Raw genomic sequence first — 16,009 nt, forward strand, 5'->3', positions numbered from 1 at the left:
CGGCGTCCTATGGGTGGACTGTAGGACAAGCCCGGCAATCGCCGTACGCACGGCCCAGCGCGAGGATGTTCGCACTAGCATGGCTTCAAACACCACTCCGCGCCCTGCGGCAAGGCACACCCGTTTGGCCAGCTTGCGGCGCCTTTGCCATGCCCCCTGAGAACACGCCCACCGCCGCCTCCCTCCCCCACCGTTCCACGCGCCAGCGCGTGCTGCGCTGGACGCTGGGCACGATAGGCGCAGTGGTGGCGGCCCTGGCGCTGTTCGCCGTGGTACTGGTGAATTGGGACTGGAACCGCGCCAAACCCTGGGTGAACGACAAGGTGAGCGAGGCCACGGGGCGCACCTTCTCCATCGATGGCGATCTGTCGGCGGAGTGGCACTGGCCCCAACCGCTGGAAGAAGGCTGGCGCCGTTGGGTACCCGGTGTGACCGTGCGTGCCCAGCAGCTCTCCCTGAGCAACCCGGAGGGCTTTGAGGTACCGGAAGCGCCGGGCAAAGGCACGGACCAACTGCCCGCCCTTCCCCCGCGCCCCGAGCCAGCCGCGCCCGCAGGTGATGCCGACGCGCCCACGGCGGCAGCAGCGCCTGCATCTGCGGGTTCGGCGGCGTCCGACGTCGCCCGCGCCGTCGCGCTGGAGGTGGGGGATACCCAAGCGAATGCTCCGGCACGCCCGCCCACGGGCATGGGCACCATCGCCAGCGCCAGCGCCACATTGCGCCTGCTGCCGCTGCTGTCCCGCACGCTGCTGCTGGACACAGTCGTACTGACGGCGCCCGACATCGTGCTGGCACGCAAACAGGACGGGCGCAACAACTGGACCTTCACGCGCTCCCATTCCCGAGAGAGCACTGCCGAGGACAACCCTTGGGATCTGCGCTTGAACCAGCTCGTCGTGCGCGGCGGCTGGTTGGGCTATGCCGATGGCCTGAAGGATTTGGCGCTGCGTGCCCGCATCGACACCCTGCCCACTGGTGCACCGCAGGCCGAAGGCAAGTACGGCATGAAGATCGCGCTGCAGGGCACCTACCGCAAGGCGCGCATCACCGGAGAAGGACTGGCAGGACCGGTGCTGTCGCTGCGCCAGCAGGCCGCGCGCTATCCGCTGCGCTTTTCCGCGCGCTCGGGCAGCGTGCAGACGCGGGTGGAAGGCGTGCTCAACAATCCCGCCAAGCTTTCGGGCATGGATCTGCAGGTGTTCGTGAAGGCGCCCAGCATGGCGGACCTGTATGAACTGACCGGCCTGGTGCTGCCCAACACGCCGCCGTTCCAGGTCGAGGGGCGCCTGCTCGGCAACCTGGCACCGGCCAAAGCGGTGTGGGAATACCGCGACTTCAACGGCACCGTTGGCAGCAGCGACCTGCACGGCAGCCTGACCTACACAGGCGGCGAGCCCCGTCCCAAGCTGCAGGGCCATATGACGTCCAAGCAACTGCGCCTGGCGGATCTGGGCCCGGTCCTGGGCGCGCCCAGCGGCGTGCGCGCGCAGGAGAAAGGCACCTCGCGCCGCCCCGGCAAGGTGCTGCCCGATGCCCGCTTCGCCACCGACCGCTGGGGCGCCATGGATCTGGACCTGGCATTTGCCGGGCAGAAGGTGGTGCGCCCCGACAGCCTGCCACTGGACAACCTGAGCGTGCGCGCGGTGCTGGAAGACCGCCAGCTGCGCCTGACACCGCTGCGCTTTGGCGTGGCCCACGGCCGCATCGACTCCAACGTGCTGCTGGACAGCCGCACCGATCCGCTGCAGGTGCAGTTGCAGGGTTCGGTCCAGGGCCTGCAGCTGTCGGCTCTCTTTCCCAAGGTGGAGCGCATGCAAAAGAGCCTGGGGCGGCTGGACGGCGCTCTGGCGCTGACCGGCCAGGGGCAGTCGGTGGCGCGCATGCTGAGTACCAGCGGGGGCGAAATGCGGCTGTACATCCGCGACGGCACGCTGAGCAAGGAATTGCTGGATCTGGCGGCGCTCAACCTGGGCAGCGTCATCGTCTCCAAACTGTTCGGCGACGACAAGGAGGTCAAGCTGCGCTGCGCCGTGGCCAACCTGGACGTACAAGGTGGCGTGGCCAGCACGCGCACCGTCAAGCTCAACACCGAGGAGGCCATCGTCGAAGCCAAGGGCACGGTGGACCTCGGCGACGAACTGCTCAACCTGCGCATCACGCCCGATTCGCTGAAGTGGAAATTCTTCTCACTGCGCACGCCGTTGTATGTGCGCGGCACCTTCGCAGATCCGCAGGTGGGGGTAGAACCCGGGCCGCTGCTGCTGCGCGCGGGGGCGGCGGTGGCTGCCGCCCTCACGGCGCCCGCGGCGCTGGCGCTGCTGCCGATTACCGTGCCCGCCGCGGAGGACGACGCGCACTGCGCTGCACTTTTGGCCAAGGCCGGCGCGTCACCGGCATCTGCGCCGGCCAAGCCCGCCTCGCGCGCTCAACGTTAAAGTAGCCACAAGGCTCGCCAATACAGCGTCAACAGCTATTGTTTTAATAGTTTTCTGGGTGTGCGGCCTGGGGCACGCACTGGTCGTGCTCACTGCACGGCCGGAACCGTGAGTTGCACACACAGACCGCGGCCTTCTTGCGGCAACAGCTCCAGCCAGCCCGCCACCGCCGCCGCACGCGAGCGCATGCTGTCAATGCCGCGTCCCAGACTGTGGCACGCGGGCTCGCCGCTCGGCAGCCCTGCGCCGTTGTCTGCCACCTGCAACTGCCATGCCCTGCCCTGCAGCGTTTGCACGGAGTGCAGGCGGATCACGAGCGCCGTGGCGTCCGCATGCTGCAGCACATTGCTCACGGCTTCCTGGACGATGGCGGCTATCTCCCGCGCCACCTTGCCTCCTGGCAGGGCCAGTTCATCGTGTGGCGCAATCTCCCAGTGCAGCGCGATGCCGCGCCGGTCCAGCGCAGGCTGGATGCGGTGGCGCAGCCGCGCGAGCCGGTCCGCCAGGGAATCGTCCTCGCCGTCCATCGAATCCACCAACAGACGCAGGTCCAGCAGGCACAACTCCAGCGACTGCATCAGCGTCCCGTGTTCGGGATCCCGCTCGTCCACCAGGGCGATGGCGTTGACAAGTTGGGACCCCACCTGGTCGTGGAGGTTGCGTGCAATGCGTTCGCGCTCGCGCTTCACGTCAGGGCTGGGCCGGATGCTGCGCCGTGGGCGCCACTGCAGTGCGCGCGGCAACTGCACGATCAGCAAGATGCCCAGCACTACCAGAGCCCCCAGGCCCAGCAGCTTCCAGCGCAACTGCGCCTGCAGACTCAGTTGCTCCGCAGAGGCCAGCAGCAGGGTATCGACGGACATGGCAAGCAACCAGACAGCAACGCAGGCGATGGCAAAGGCCGGCGGACGGGTGCGAAACATGGAAATCTCCCTCATCCCTGCAGCAGGTGCGACGGACGTTTTTGCGCCCAGGCGGCTCTTCTTTCAGAACAGCCCGCGCAGTGACGCGAAGCGCACGGCCTGCGCCCGCGTGCGCACCTGCAGCTTGCGGTAGATGTTCTTGATGTGCGTGTTCACGGTCAGGCTGCTGATGAACAGCCGGTTGCCGATCTCGGCGCTGGTGTAACCGCTGGCCACCATGCGCAGCACTTCTTTCTCGCGCTGGGACAGGCGCTCGGTTTCCTGCTCCACGCGCCGCTGGGCGTGCGGGGCGGCGGCGCCGCTCGGGTCAAACCGCTGCAGCAGGCGGCGCGCAAGGTTGGGGGTGATGGAAGCACCGCCGTTGGCTACCTGCAGTACCGCCTGCGGATAGCTGCCGAACCATGAGTTCTTGACGAGATAGCCCGTGGCACCCAACTCGAAGGCGTGCAGCACCTGCTCATCGTTCTGCATGATGGAGATGACGATGGCCTCGGCCGTGGGGCGCACCGACTTCATGTAGTCGATCAGCATGAAGCCCTCGCCATCGCCGAGGTTCAGGTCCACGAGCATCACATCGAACTCATGCTGCTTGATGGCCTTGCGGCCCTCGCGCACGCTGGTGGCCTGCGCCACCAGCAGCGTACGCTGGTCGCTCATCAACTCTTGCGCGATGACGCGCCGCATGTGCGCATCGTCATCCACCAGCAAAACGCGCACAGGCTTTTCTAGCTGCCCCGCCAGAAAGTCCGGCCAGATGGAGGGCGGATTCTGGTGCATGGCGAATTGGCCTGGGGTGACAGACGTCCCCCGCGGAGCGGCCATTGCACCAGGAGGATCGTTGACGGGCAGCATAAAGAAGTCTCCAGACGGGGGCGCCTGTTGGCGGCCCCTCAGCGTTTGCACACCGTAACCACGGAAAGATCATCCCAACGCTTTGGGTGCTTTCCTCACAGGAAAACAAATTACACCGAAACATCCGGAGATATTCGTAATTTCTTCGTGAGTTACCTGACTCACATTTTGAAACTAACGCAGATAAGGGATAAACCTCGCTCAAACGCATTAATGGGAAATTTTCCCTGCGAAAGAATATGCAGGCGTGCCAGCCGTTTTTTGCAGTCCCGCCCGATCCGGCCCTGACTGGTAATAAACACATCCCATCCGCAGCGATTCGGTTGTTACCGAATGACACTACCTGAGAAACACCCCTGCGCCGGTCCTTTTCAGCGCCCCTCTTGGCCCTCTTTCCTCTCCGACGCACGCATTTCCAGTGCTGTCAGAGCGCCCCCTTCTTTGGCTACCCGCGATGGGAGATGGATGCCGGAGGCCCCCCTGCGGAAACTGGAGCCAGACAAAAAGACGGGCGGCCTCCGGCATTCCTCCTCGGGTCGGGCGCGGTCTTTCTTCTTGTCGATGTAGCCGTGACACCGGTCATAACCCAAGCCACCGGAGGGCGCGGTCTTTTTGACACGTTATAGGAGAGACAGTCATGAAAGTTCTTGCATTTTTTGCGTTGAGTGCCGTCGCGACTGCTGCCATGGCAGTGCAACCGCCCAGCACCATCACCCTGAATGGGCCGTCCGTGCAAATGACCAACTCGGTCGGCACCGCCATCTCCAATACGTCCGGCGCACACAACGAGGCATTGCAAAACATTGCCTCCAACGCCGGCCCCGTGCAGGTCTTTGCTGGGGGCTCGTCTACACAGACCGCCAATTTGGGCCTGGGTGCCGTGACCAACGAAGCCAAGGGTGACGACGCCCTTGCCCGCCAGAACCTTGCCAGCAACAACGGCAAGGTGGAAATCCGCGCTGCTTCCAACCAGACGGTGAACAGCCTGGGTGCCGTGCTGAGCAACCTGGCTGACGGCAGCGATGCACACGCCACCCAGAACGTCGCCTCCAACTACGGGCATGTGGTGGTAGCGGCAGCTTCTACCCAGACGGCCAATTTCATCGGTGGCAGCGCAGTCAACCAGGCCAAGGGCTCGCACTCGTTCGCGGTGCAGAACATCTCCTCCAATGACGCTTGCGCCGAGGATCCCTGCCCCGGCGGCAACTGCTATCGCCCCAACTGGTGAGTCCGCGAGCGCCGGGCCTACTGAAGGCCTGGCGCTTTTTGTGCAGGTTGCTTGAGGAGATTTGCCATGCTCAGTCGCGCAACACGCTTCCTGGCGCCCGCCACGGCAGCCCTGGCCTTGTGCGCCGCGGCACCCGCCTGGGCCGCGCCGGGAGAAGACCCGGTGGTGCTGGACAAGAAGGTCAATGTGCAGATGCAGCCGTTGCCTTCTGCGCCGCGCTCCGGCTACATCAACCACGACACCGGCCTGCCCGCCTGGCAGCAGGCTCGCCTGACTCGTTACGTGGCCAAAGCGTTCTCTGGCGACACCACGGGCATCGTGACCGAAAAGGACGTCGTCAACGCGGTGAACACGCAAGGCTCCAAGGTCGTGTGCTCGCAATCCGTGGGCAGCAATTTCGGCACCGCGGCCTCGGGTGGCACCGGCAAGCCCGGCGCCGACCAGGTGGTGGTGCTGCGAGGGGATCTGGTCAATATCTGCTGGTGACGGCCACCAGCGTGCGGGCGCTCCGTGCATGCGCCACGCGCCTGCACTGATGCGCCAGAGGGTTGGATAACGCGAAGACGAGAGGGCTTTGCCATGAACACCGCAACCACACTTCCCCGCGGTCCCGGCCGCAACGGCGCCCCACGCCGTGGCGCTGCCTGGCTGATGATGGCGGGCGCTCTACTGCTCAGTGCCTGCACAACGCCGCTGGACCCCCGCAAGGACGCATCGCTGCAGCAGGCGGCTTATACGACGGACCGCCCCGTCGTGCGCCCGACGCGCTCGGTCTCCAGCTTCTCGGATTCGCTGATGTGCATGGACCACATGCTGCGCGCCGCGCAGGTGCCCACCACGCTCATCACCAGCAAGCAGGTCATCGACTATTCCAGCCGCGTGCCCGTTGCTGCCAAGGACATGATCATCACCTCTCTGTCGCAGATGTCGCGGCTGTCCAACGCCTTCCGCTACGTGGACTATGAGGTGGACATCGTGCGCCAGGATACGGTGCAGAACCTCACCACCATCTTGCTCAACAACAACCTCATGCAACTGCAGCGCCCCGCGCTGTACGTGTCGGGTGCCATTGCGTTCGTGGACCAGAACGTGGCCACCAACCGCTTCGACGCCGGCACCTCCGCCAGCCGCCTGGACACAGGCTACAGCCGCAACCGCTCGGCCACCGTGATCGGCCTGGAGATGCACCTGGGGGACTTTCGCACGCGCACGCTGATTCCCGGACTGGACTCGGCCAATGAGGTGGTCATCGGCAGCGGCAGCCAGGGCCTGGACGTGGCCGGGCGCATCGGCAGCTACGGCGTCAACTTCAACGTGGGGCGCGACTACGCGCTGGGCGCCGGCGGCGCCATGCGCACGCTGATTGACCTGGCCACCATCGAGCTGGTGGGCAAATGGGCACGCGTGCCCTACTGGCAGTGCCTGACGCTGGAACAAACGCATCCCGACTTTCAGCGCCAGATGCGCGACTGGTTCGACGAAAGCGGCGGCGTAGGCCAGGCCACGCTGGTGCAGAACTCGCTGATCGCCCAGGGCTACCTGCAGGCGGGCACCGACCTGCTGGCGCTGGACTCGCCCGCGCTGCGCACCGCGCTCACGCAGTTCCAGATCGACAGCCTGCTGGTGCCCACCGGCGTGCTGGACTTCTCCACCTACGAGCGCGCGATGCGCCACTTCGTGACGTTGGCACCTGACGGCTCCCTGCAACGGGTGGGCTGGGGCCCGTCGGGCCCCACCGGCAGCATGGCCGAGAACAAAGGGGATTCCACGCCCGTGCGCACCTCGGGCCTCGTGCTCACCTCCACCACGCCCCCGCCACGGCGCATCGACATGCAGATCGAGAATGCGCTGCCTCCGGGCATGGAGCCCACTTTCGAAGTCGGCGAGCAGGTGTTCGTGTCTGCCACCGTGTCGCGCACCTCATACATGTACTGCTACTTTGCCGACCCCTCGGGCAACGTCATGCGACTCACGCCCAACCAGGTCACGCCGCATTCGCTGGTGGCGGCGAACCAGGCGCTGCGACTGCCCGACTGGCTGGTGCCCAACCCCGCCTTCATCATGGACGCGAGCCGCCCTGGCACCGAGCGCGTGGCCTGCTTTGCCGCCGAAACCGACGTGCTGCCCCGACTGCCCGCGCCACTGCAAGGCGCAGGGCTGGTCAACATTCCCGGCTACCGCACCATCGAGGACATCGACAAGGCCTTCCAGCAGGGCGTGGGCACCAGTGGCTACGTGAAGTCCGAGGTGTACTGGAAGACCCAGCCCAAGAAAGCCCAGCCCGCGGCGGCCGCACCTGCCGCCCCGCAGCCCGCCAAGCGCTGAGGGCGCGGCCCGCCCCACCTCGCCAGGACGCCGCCATGACGCCCCTGCTCCGCCCTTTCGCGCCCCGGGCCGGTGCCGCCCTGCCGCCCGGCGGCAGGCGACTGGCCCTGCCGGCCGTGCTGCTCCTGGCGTGCATGCTGCTGGCTCCGGCCCAAGCGCGCATCGAAGCGCTGCCGCAGCCCGCCATCCAGCCCAGCCAGGGCGGCGGCGACTTCACGCCGCCGGCGGTGCAGCCCGCGGCCCCGCTGATCGAGCCATCCGGCTCCTCCAGCGTGCCGCGCATCCAGCCCTCCGGCCAACCCCAGGCCGAACCGCTGCGCCTGCCCCAGCCCGAGGACGAGGCCACCCTGGCGCAGTTGCGCCGGTTGCGCGCCACCGCGCTGGCGCCAGCGCGCAAGGGCAGCGCAGCGGAAAAGGCCGCCGCGCGCAGCGCCTGGGTCCTGGGCCTGCTGTACCTGCACGGCGAGCGCGTGCCCCTGGACCGCACGCAGGCGCGGTACTGGTTCGAGCGCGCCCGCGCGCTGGGTGAGCCCCACGCCAGCGCCGGCCTGGCCTGGTGCGAAATCGATGGCTGCGTGGGCCCGCCGCAACCTGCGGCCGCGCGCCCGTGGATCGCCCAGTTGCGTGCGGTGGACGCGCCGCTGGCGCTGCTGCTGGAATGGTGGGCGCAGGAGCGCCTGGCCCCGCTGCCGCCTTCCGCCGCAGCACCGCGTGCGCCAGATGCCCCCCCGCAGGAGAACGGACACGCAGCCCTGCTGCAGCGCGCCGCCCAGGCCGGCAGTGCCCAGGCGCTCAACGAACTGGGCCTGCGCCAGATCGCCGCGGCGCGCCTGCCCGATGCGCTGGCACAGTTCCGCGCGGCGGCGCCGCGCTCGCCCGCGGCAGCCTCCAATGCCCGGCTGCTGGCCAGCCGCATGGAGCAGACCATCAGCGCACAGCCCGCCCCGCACACGGCCGACGAATGGCTGGCGCAGGCGCGCCGCTACCACCGCGGCGACGGCGTGCCGTCCAATTACACCGAAGCCATCCGCCTGTACCAGATCGCCGCCGCCAGCGGCAGCCGCCCCGCCAAGCGCATGCTGGAGCTGATCTACTCGCGCCCCGCGCCCGACGGCACGATCGATGTGGCCTGGATGCGCCAGCTCTCCACCATGGAGCTGTCGCCCGAGGGTTCGGTGCTCACCCTGCAGCCGCCGCCCACACCGCAGCTGTTCGTGCGCGACCCCACGCCGCTGTACGCGCTGATTCCACAGGAATGGCGCTCGGGCCGGCCCGTGGGGCCACGCTGACTATCGTTTTGATAGCTGTCAGCGCTTGTCACATAAGCGCCAGAGCCTTATTTCTCTTGAAACTCAATGGAAGTCGCGGCTGCCGTCCAGCGCCTGCGCCAGGCGGCCCAGCAGCGGCGTGAGGTCCTTGAACCGCTCGCCCACCAGGTGGCGCACGGCCGTGTCCGCGCCCGGTGCGCGGGCACACTGCCACACGCCCTCCACCGCCAGCAGGCGCGAGCGCAGCAGCGCGCTGCGCCAGCGCTCCAGCCGCGCGGGCCACACGATCACATTGACCGAGCCGGTCTCGTCCTCCAGCGTGACGAACATCGTGCCGTTGGCCGAGCCCGGCCGCTGGCGCACGGTGACGATGCCGCAGGCACGCACGCGCCGCCCATGGGGCGCCGATTGCAACTGCTGCGCCGTGGCCAGCCGCCAGCGCTGCAGCTTCTCGCGCAGCAGCGCCAGGGGGTGGCGCCGCAGCGTCAGGCCCGTGGCGGCGTAGTCCCACAAGATGTCTTCGCCCTCTGGTGCGGCGGGCAACTGCGGGGCGGCCTCATGCACGGGCGCGTCCTGCAGCAGCGGCGGAGCGCGCAGCTGGGCCGCGGCGTCCCACATCTGCTGGCGCCGGTGGCCCGCCAGCGCGCGCAGCGCATCAGCCGCGGCCAGAGCCTGCAGATCCTGCCGGTCCAGCCGCGCGCGCAGGGCCAGGTCTTCGGTGCTGGCGAAGGGGCCGCTGCCGCGTGCCTGCACCAGCCGCTCGGCCGCCGCCGCGCCCAGCCCCGCCACCAGTCGCAGGCCCAGGCGCACGGCCGGCTGCGCCAAGGACACGCCGGCAACGGGCGCCAGGGGCTCCTCCAGTGTGCAGTCCACGTCGCTCGTCGCCACGTCGATGGGCAGCACGCACACGCCATGGCGGCGCGCGTCCTGCACCAGTTGCGCCGGTGTGTAAAAACCCAGCGGCTGCGCATTGAGCAGCGCGGCCAAGAAGCACGCAGGCTCGTGCCGCTTGAGCCAGCTGCTGGCGTAGGCCAGCAGCGCAAAGCTGTAGGCATGGCTTTCGGGAAAGCCGTATTCGCCAAAGCCCAGGATCTGCTGGAACAGCCGGTCGGCAAATTCCGGCGGGTAGCCGTTCGCCAACAGACCGTCCTTGAAGGGCTTCTCGAAGCGGTGCACCTCGCCCTTGCGCCGCCAGGCGGCCATGGAGCGGCGCAGCTCGTCGGCCTGGCCCGCGCTGAAGCCCGCGCCGTCGATGGCGATCTGCATCACCTGTTCCTGGAAGATGGGCACGCCCAGCGTGCGCCGCAGGGCGTTGTCGAGCTCCGGGTATTCAATGGGGAACGGCTCCTCGCGCTTCGTGCGCTGCCACTGGCGCCGGCGCTCGCGCGCCTGCAGGTAGGGGTGCACCATGCCGCCCTGGATGGGCCCGGGCCGCACGATCGCCACCTGCACCACCAGGTCGTAGAACTCGCGCGGCTGCAGGCGCGGCAGCATGCTCATCTGCGCGCGGCTCTCGATCTGGAACACGCCCACGGTGTCAGCGCGGCAGACCATGTCGTAGGTGGCCGGGTCTTCGGGCGGGATGTCGGCCAGGTCCCATGATTCGCCCCGCAGCGCGGCACGCATTTCCAGGCAGCGGCGCAGCGCACTGAGCATGCCCAGCGCCAGCACGTCCACTTTCAAGAGGCCCATGGCGTCCAGGTCGTCCTTGTCCCACTGGATGATGGAGCGCCCGTCCATGGCGGCCGGCTCCACGGGCACCAGGCGCGTGAGCTTGCCCTCGGTGAGCACGAAGCCGCCCACGTGCTGGCTCAGGTGGCGCGGAAAGCCGCGCAGCTGGCGCGCCAGTTGCAGCCACAGCGCGGCCGTGTGCGCGCCCAGCGGCTCGCCCAGGCGCTCGGCCAGCGCCAGCAGGTGCTCCGTGGCCAGCACGTCGTCGAACCAGTGGTGCTCCTTGGCGAACGCATCTACCAGCGCCGCCGCCACACCCAGGGCCTTGCCCACGTCGCGCAGGGCGCTGCGCGTGCGGTAGCTGATGACCACCGCGGTGATCGCGGAGCGATCGCGCCCGTACTTGTCGTAGATGTACTGGATGACGGTCTCGCGCCGGTCGTGCTCGAAGTCCACGTCGATGTCGGGCGGCTCGCTGCGTTCGCGGCTGATGAAACGCTCGAATAGCAGGCGCGTCTTCTGCGGGTCCACCGCCGTGATGCCCAGGCAATAACACACCGCCGAGTTGGCCGCCGAGCCCCGCCCCTGGCACAGGATGTCCTGGCTGCGCGCATAGCGCACGATGTCGTGCACCGTGAGGAAGTACATCTCGTACCCGCACTCGGCGATCAGCGCCAACTCCTTCTCGACCTGCGTCACCACCGCTTCTGGCACGCCATCGGGGTAACGGACACGCGCGCCCTCCCAGGTGAGGCAGGCCAGCGTCTGGCTTGCCGTCATGCCGGGCTGCACGGTCTCCAGCGGGTAGCGGTACTTGATCTCGTTCAGGCTGAAGGTGCAGCGCGCCGCCACCTGCAGCGTGGCCGCCAGCAGCGCGGGCGGGTACAGGCCCGCCAGCCGGCTGCGCGGGCGCAGGCGCTTTTCGGCATGCGGCTGCAGCGCGAAGCCGCACGCGGCCACGCTGCGGCCCAGGCGCACGGCGGTCAGTACGTCCTGCAGCGGCTTGGCCGCGCGCGAGTGCATGTGCACGTCACCCGCGGCCACCAACGGCAGGCCCAGCTGCGCGCCGGCCTGCGTGAGCGTGCGCAGCCACAGACCGTCGTCCGGTGCGGTGTGCAGCTCTACCGCCAGCCAGCAGTTGGAGCCAAATAGGCCTCTAACGCTTTCCAGACAAGCGCTGACAGCTATTAAATCAGAAGCATCCACAAACGCCTCACGACGGAGCGCCAGCAGCACCTCGCAGCCCTGCAGCAGCGCCCAGGGGGACTGGGCATCCACGCGGTAGCCGCCCTTGCCGGCACGCTGGCGCGCGGCGGTGATGAACTCGCACAGGTCGCCCCAGCCCTGCACGTCGCGCGCCAGCGCCACGATGCGCACGTCGCCCCAGCAGAACTCGCTGCCCACGATGAGCGGCAGTCCCAGCGCCTGCGCCGCGCCATGGGCGCGCACTACGCCGGCGACGGAGCATTCGTCGGTCAGCGCCAGGGCGCTGTAGCCCAATGCGTGCGCGCGCTGTACCAGTTCCTGTGGGTGCGAGGCGCCGCGCTGAAAGCTGAAGTTGCTCAGCGCGTGCAGCTCTGCGTAGGCGGGCAGCATCATCCGTACACCCCCTGCAAGAACCAGCCGCCCGTCGCCCGGTCGCGGAAGATCCAGACGGTGCCCGCCGCTGGGTTGTGGGCAACGAAATAGTCGCGCCGCACCAGGGCCGAGCCACCATCCTGCGCGCCATTGTGTGCATTGCCTTGCACATCGCTCTCGTCGTCGTTCAGGTCCGCTACGGCCTCCCACCAGCCGGTTTCCACGCGCTGCGGTCCGTCCAGCAAGCGCAGCGGCTGGCCGTGCAGGCAAGGCCGGCTGCCGCGCAGGGCCAGCGGCCGCGCAGGCCGCACGAGCCAGGGCGGAAGCAAGGGCGCGAGGGTGCAGTCCTGTGCGGGCGCCGGCGGCGCGGCGCGGGCCGCCAAGGCCGGTTGCCACTGTTGCATGCATTCGGGACGGTGGTCTGCCTGGGACCGCGGCACCCGCAGGCTGTCCGCGCCCAGGCGGGCCGAGAGGCGCTCGACGAACTGGTGCCAGGGCTCGCCCTGCCCCGCCCCTGCGTCGCCTGGCTGGGGCGGCAGCAGGTCCGCGCTGGCCTGTGGCATGGGCGCGGTTTGCAGGCTGCGCAGCGCCAGCCGGCTCACGGGCGCGGCCAGGCGCTGGTGCGCCAGGCGCTCGGCCAGCAAGCGGCGCAGGTGCGCCATGCCCTGCAGCGGTTCGGCCGTGCGCAGCGTGAGGCTCTGCCAGGGGGGCAGGTCCACGCCGTCGATGCGGCGCAGGTCATGGCGCCAGGCCAGCTCCAGCGCCTGCACGCCCTGGTGGCGCGCGCGCAGCCAGCCCTGCAGTGCATCCAGCAGGCGCTGGCCGGCCCACAGCAGCGCGGGGGCCGATTCGGCCAGCGCGGGCAGTTCCAGCTCCAGCGCGAACTGCTCGGGCAGCGTGATCCAGTCCAGGCCATGCGGTGCGTCGCCCCAGGCACGGTCCAGCGCCGCCAGGGGTTCGGCGCCGAAGCGCCGCGCCACCCCGGCGCGCGGCAGCGCACGCACGGCGCCCCAGGTGCGGCAGCCCAGCTGCTGCAGCGCCTGGGCATGCGGGCGCAGCGCCGAGAGGGTGGCAACCGGCAGATCGTGCGGCAGCCGCCGCGGCACGGGCCGGCCCTGGCGCTGCAGGCGCAGCAGGGCCAGGGCCTGCAGCGCCGTGGGCGCACTGGCCCAGAGAGGTCCGCCCTCCAGGGTTTCGGGCCCGGGGGGCGCTTGGTCACGCAGCAGGCTTTGCAGAGCGGCGCGCCCGCCCCACAGGCGTTCGGTACCGCTCACCTCCAGCAGCAGCGCTTCGTCCACAAGGGCCACGCGCGGCGTGAAGCGCAGCGCCCACCAGCCCTGCGCGGCAGGCGGCAGGCCCATAACGGGCCCGGTGGCGGGCCCGGTCGTGGCCTCAATGGGTGGCAAGTGCCAGGCAAGCCAATGCATCCTCCACCTCCTGCGGTGTGCGGCCCCCCATGCCCCAGGCGGCCGCCTGCACCTGGCGGCGCCATTGAGCCTGTGCCTGCAGCGCCGCGGCCAGTACCGGCGTGCGTGCGGGCAGTGCCACGGGCTGCGCCAGCGGCGGGCCGCGCCGCTTGACGACATGGACGTGCAGCTCCTCGCCCTGCGGTTGCAGCCACAGGCGCAGCGGCGCGGGCGATGCCTGCGCGCGCGAGCGCTCGGGACGCATCACCCACAGCAGCTGGCGGTGCTGCGCGGCCGCCAGCTGCAGCCGCCGCAGCACGGCGGCAGGCACCTGTGGCAGCCAGGCCAGCACGGCGCGCACGTCGCGGCAACGCAGCGCCTGCTCGCAGGCCCATGCCGCGGCCATGTCCGCACGCGGGCTGGGCGGGTGAATGCAGCACAGCCGGTCGGCGGCAAGCCCCAGGGGTTGCAGCGCCGGCAGGAAGGGCTCCAGCGGCGGCGTGACCAGTACCGCGTGTCCTGGGCCTTGCGCCAGGTGCGCGGCCAGGGCCGGCATCACCAGGGCCCACTCGGGATGGGCCTGGGGAGGCAGCAGCAACTCGCTCATGCACCCCAGCGGCCACCCCCCACCGGGCAGTTGCGCATCCAGCGGCGCATGGCCCGTGGCCACCGCCGGCTGCGGCGCTTGCGCCCAGGCATCGCCCTGCCAGACGCCGGGCAGTGCGTTCAGGGAAGAGGAAAGAAAAGCCGCCATGCGAACCGCCGATGAATACTGTTCAAATATACAGTAATCATCGGCGGTTGGCGGCTCCAACCCGGCCGGCATCAGGGCCTAGCGTCTGATCCGGCGGTGCGTCAGGGAGCGAATTTCAGCGCTGCGCCAAGCGCACTGCACAGGCATCGCGCCACTGCACGACCGCACGGTCGCCCGCCTCCGTGCTGTGCTCCAGCGTGAGCCAGCGGCTGTGGGTGGCGTCCACGATGCCCTGCAGCTGCCACAGGGCTTCCCGCCCCAGCAGGGCCAGTTCGGCCAGGCCTTGTTCATCGCCCTGCAGGTACTGCAGGGCCTCGGCCTGCTGCTGGGGATGGGAGCCGGCCTCGAACAGGGTTTTTTGCAGCGCGGAAAGCCGCTGCTCCACGAAAGCGCAGGCCTCGGATTCCGCCGCCTCTGGCGACAGCCCGGCGCGGCGGGTGTCCCAGTCGCCGAAGGCCGTGGACAGCTGTTCAATGAGCCGCTCCACATCTGCCGGCGTGACCTGCACATCGGTCTGCACGGCGCGTATCTGCAGCACGGGCAGCAGACAGGCGATGAGCGCTGCGGGGAACTTGCGGTGGTTCAGGCGCAGCGTGAGCGACAGGCGCTGGGCCGCGGCCTCGTTGGCGTATTTCTCGAAGAAGGCGGCCACCACCTCGGCCACCATCAGGATCTGCCCCATGAGCGAGATCTGGTCCCCCTGCAGGCCGCGCGGATAACCGCTGCCATCCATGCATTCATGGTGTTCCAGCACGGCCTGCTCCACCACGCGCGGGAACATGTTCTGCCCCCGGATGATCAACATGGCCGTGATGGGGTGCGCCATGAGCTGCTGGCGCCCGACGGCCGTCATCTTGTTGGCCGGGTCGTGCCAGACGGGGTCCATGTGCAGCACGCCGATGTCGTGCAGCAGCGCCGCCGTCGCCAGAGGCACGCATTCGCGGTCGCTCCAGCCGCTCTTGATGCCCAGGTACACGGCCGCCAGCATCATGCGCACGCTGTGCTCGAACAGCGCCGGATGCTGCTCGCGCATGACGGTGAGCTTGAAGGCCAGCGACGGCGGCAGCAGCAAGGCGCGCACGGGTGCAAGCAGCTTCTCGGCGGTCATGCCCTCCAGCGTGTGCACCAGCAGATAGGCCAGCGTGTCGTGCTCGCACTGCGACGCGGCCAGCTGCACGATGGACTGCACGCTGACCATGTCGTCCATGGCCAGATGCTCGTCGATGCTGCCGCGCAGCTTGTGCTTGACCAAGCGGTCGTAGAGCCGGCTGTCCACGCGCGCGCCCTTGTCCACCAGCTTGATGCCCCGATCGGTGTAGAGCGCTTCCTGCGTGACCACGGTGCGGCGATCGGCCATGTCGGTGATGGCACGCAGGTAATGGCTGTCTCCGTCGGCAAAAGCCGCGGGGCTGAGGTCGGGTGCGTTCATGCGCAGACGAAATGTTAAAAAATGTCACGCGCACTATACGGCGCTTTGCCTTGCGCAAAAAGACAAAAAAGCCGGGTGATCCCACCCGGCCCGTAGTTTTGGCCCCGCGCCCCCGCCGTGCATGCGCATGGCGGCCTGGC

At 68.9% G+C, this 16,009-nt stretch carries 11 protein-coding genes; 5 read left to right on the plus strand and 6 right to left on the minus strand.

Annotated elements, in window-relative coordinates:
* Window positions 1-149: 149 nt before the first annotated feature.
* Window positions 150-2,435 (plus strand): AsmA family protein, encoded by a 2,286-nt coding sequence (locus BA022_RS05390; protein ID WP_088886801.1) that lies wholly within the window; start codon window positions 150-152, stop codon window positions 2,433-2,435.
* Between the two features lie 89 nt (window positions 2,436-2,524).
* Here the strand turns inward: BA022_RS05390 and BA022_RS05395 are convergent, their stop codons facing one another.
* Entirely contained in the window at window positions 2,525-3,358 is an 834-nt protein-coding gene (locus BA022_RS05395) for a sensor histidine kinase (RefSeq protein WP_088886802.1), read from the minus strand.
* A gap of 63 nt (window positions 3,359-3,421) precedes the next feature.
* Window positions 3,422-4,135, minus strand: a complete 714-nt coding sequence (locus tag BA022_RS05400; RefSeq protein WP_162844542.1) for a response regulator transcription factor — start codon at window positions 4,133-4,135, stop codon at window positions 3,422-3,424.
* A 712-nt stretch (window positions 4,136-4,847) separates the two neighbouring features.
* On the opposite strand from BA022_RS05400, the gene BA022_RS05405 reads away from it, so the two are divergent.
* The 4 genes from BA022_RS05405 (at window position 4,848) to BA022_RS05420 (ending at window position 9,052) form a co-directional block, all read left to right on the plus strand.
* Window positions 4,848-5,438 (plus strand): hypothetical protein, encoded by a 591-nt coding sequence (locus tag BA022_RS05405; RefSeq protein ID WP_011805219.1) that lies wholly within the window; start codon window positions 4,848-4,850, stop codon window positions 5,436-5,438.
* 66 nt (window positions 5,439-5,504) lie between these two features.
* A complete protein-coding gene (locus BA022_RS05410; protein ID WP_011805218.1) occupies window positions 5,505-5,924 on the plus strand; it encodes a hypothetical protein in 420 nt (139 codons plus the stop codon).
* A 93-nt stretch (window positions 5,925-6,017) separates the two neighbouring features.
* A complete protein-coding gene (locus tag BA022_RS05415; RefSeq protein WP_088886803.1) occupies window positions 6,018-7,763 on the plus strand; it encodes a DUF4384 domain-containing protein in 1,746 nt (581 codons plus the stop codon).
* A gap of 35 nt (window positions 7,764-7,798) precedes the next feature.
* Entirely contained in the window at window positions 7,799-9,052 is a 1,254-nt protein-coding gene (locus BA022_RS05420; protein ID WP_088886804.1) for an SEL1-like repeat protein, read from the plus strand.
* A 63-nt stretch (window positions 9,053-9,115) separates the two neighbouring features.
* On the opposite strand, the gene BA022_RS05425 is transcribed toward BA022_RS05420, so the two are convergent.
* The 4 genes from BA022_RS05425 to BA022_RS05440 form a co-directional block, all read right to left on the minus strand.
* On the minus strand, window positions 9,116-12,301 hold the full coding sequence (locus BA022_RS05425) for an error-prone DNA polymerase (protein WP_088886805.1): 3,186 nt from the start codon (window positions 12,299-12,301) through the stop codon (window positions 9,116-9,118).
* The gene (locus BA022_RS05430; RefSeq protein WP_088886806.1) at window positions 12,298-13,707 is read right to left on the minus strand and encodes a Y-family DNA polymerase; all 1,410 of its coding nucleotides are present in this window, start codon (window positions 13,705-13,707) and stop codon (window positions 12,298-12,300) included. Before BA022_RS05430 ends, BA022_RS05425 begins: the two co-directional genes overlap by 4 nt.
* On the minus strand, window positions 13,673-14,440 hold the full coding sequence (gene imuA, locus BA022_RS05435; protein WP_088886807.1) for a translesion DNA synthesis-associated protein ImuA: 768 nt from the start codon (window positions 14,438-14,440) through the stop codon (window positions 13,673-13,675). Before imuA ends, BA022_RS05430 begins: the two co-directional genes overlap by 35 nt.
* Before the next feature lie 115 nt (window positions 14,441-14,555).
* Window positions 14,556-15,869 (minus strand): HD-GYP domain-containing protein, encoded by a 1,314-nt coding sequence (locus tag BA022_RS05440; protein ID WP_088886808.1) that lies wholly within the window; start codon window positions 15,867-15,869, stop codon window positions 14,556-14,558.
* Window positions 15,870-16,009 lie beyond the last annotated feature (140 nt).

It is taken from the genome of Diaphorobacter nitroreducens (assembly GCF_002214645.1).
Classification (GTDB): Bacteria; Pseudomonadota; Gammaproteobacteria; order Burkholderiales; family Burkholderiaceae_C; genus Diaphorobacter; species Diaphorobacter nitroreducens.

Excerpts from the sequence above, each read along its gene's own strand:
- BA022_RS05390 (WP_088886801.1), top strand. The coding sequence starts at position 150 with ATGCCCCCTGAGAACACGCCCACCGCCGCCTCCCTCCCCCACCGTTCC.
- BA022_RS05395 (WP_088886802.1), bottom strand. The coding sequence starts at position 3,358 with ATGTTTCGCACCCGTCCGCCGGCCTTTGCCATCGCCTGCGTTGCTGTC.
- BA022_RS05400 (WP_162844542.1), bottom strand. The coding sequence starts at position 4,135 with ATGCACCAGAATCCGCCCTCCATCTGGCCGGACTTTCTGGCGGGGCAG.
- BA022_RS05405 (WP_011805219.1), top strand. The coding sequence starts at position 4,848 with ATGAAAGTTCTTGCATTTTTTGCGTTGAGTGCCGTCGCGACTGCTGCC.
- BA022_RS05410 (WP_011805218.1), top strand. The coding sequence starts at position 5,505 with ATGCTCAGTCGCGCAACACGCTTCCTGGCGCCCGCCACGGCAGCCCTG.
- BA022_RS05415 (WP_088886803.1), top strand. The coding sequence starts at position 6,018 with ATGAACACCGCAACCACACTTCCCCGCGGTCCCGGCCGCAACGGCGCC.
- BA022_RS05420 (WP_088886804.1), top strand. The coding sequence starts at position 7,799 with ATGACGCCCCTGCTCCGCCCTTTCGCGCCCCGGGCCGGTGCCGCCCTG.
- BA022_RS05425 (WP_088886805.1), bottom strand. The coding sequence starts at position 12,301 with ATGATGCTGCCCGCCTACGCAGAGCTGCACGCGCTGAGCAACTTCAGC.
- BA022_RS05430 (WP_088886806.1), bottom strand. The coding sequence starts at position 13,707 with ATGCATTGGCTTGCCTGGCACTTGCCACCCATTGAGGCCACGACCGGG.
- imuA (WP_088886807.1), bottom strand. The coding sequence starts at position 14,440 with ATGGCGGCTTTTCTTTCCTCTTCCCTGAACGCACTGCCCGGCGTCTGG.
- BA022_RS05440 (WP_088886808.1), bottom strand. The coding sequence starts at position 15,869 with ATGAACGCACCCGACCTCAGCCCCGCGGCTTTTGCCGACGGAGACAGC.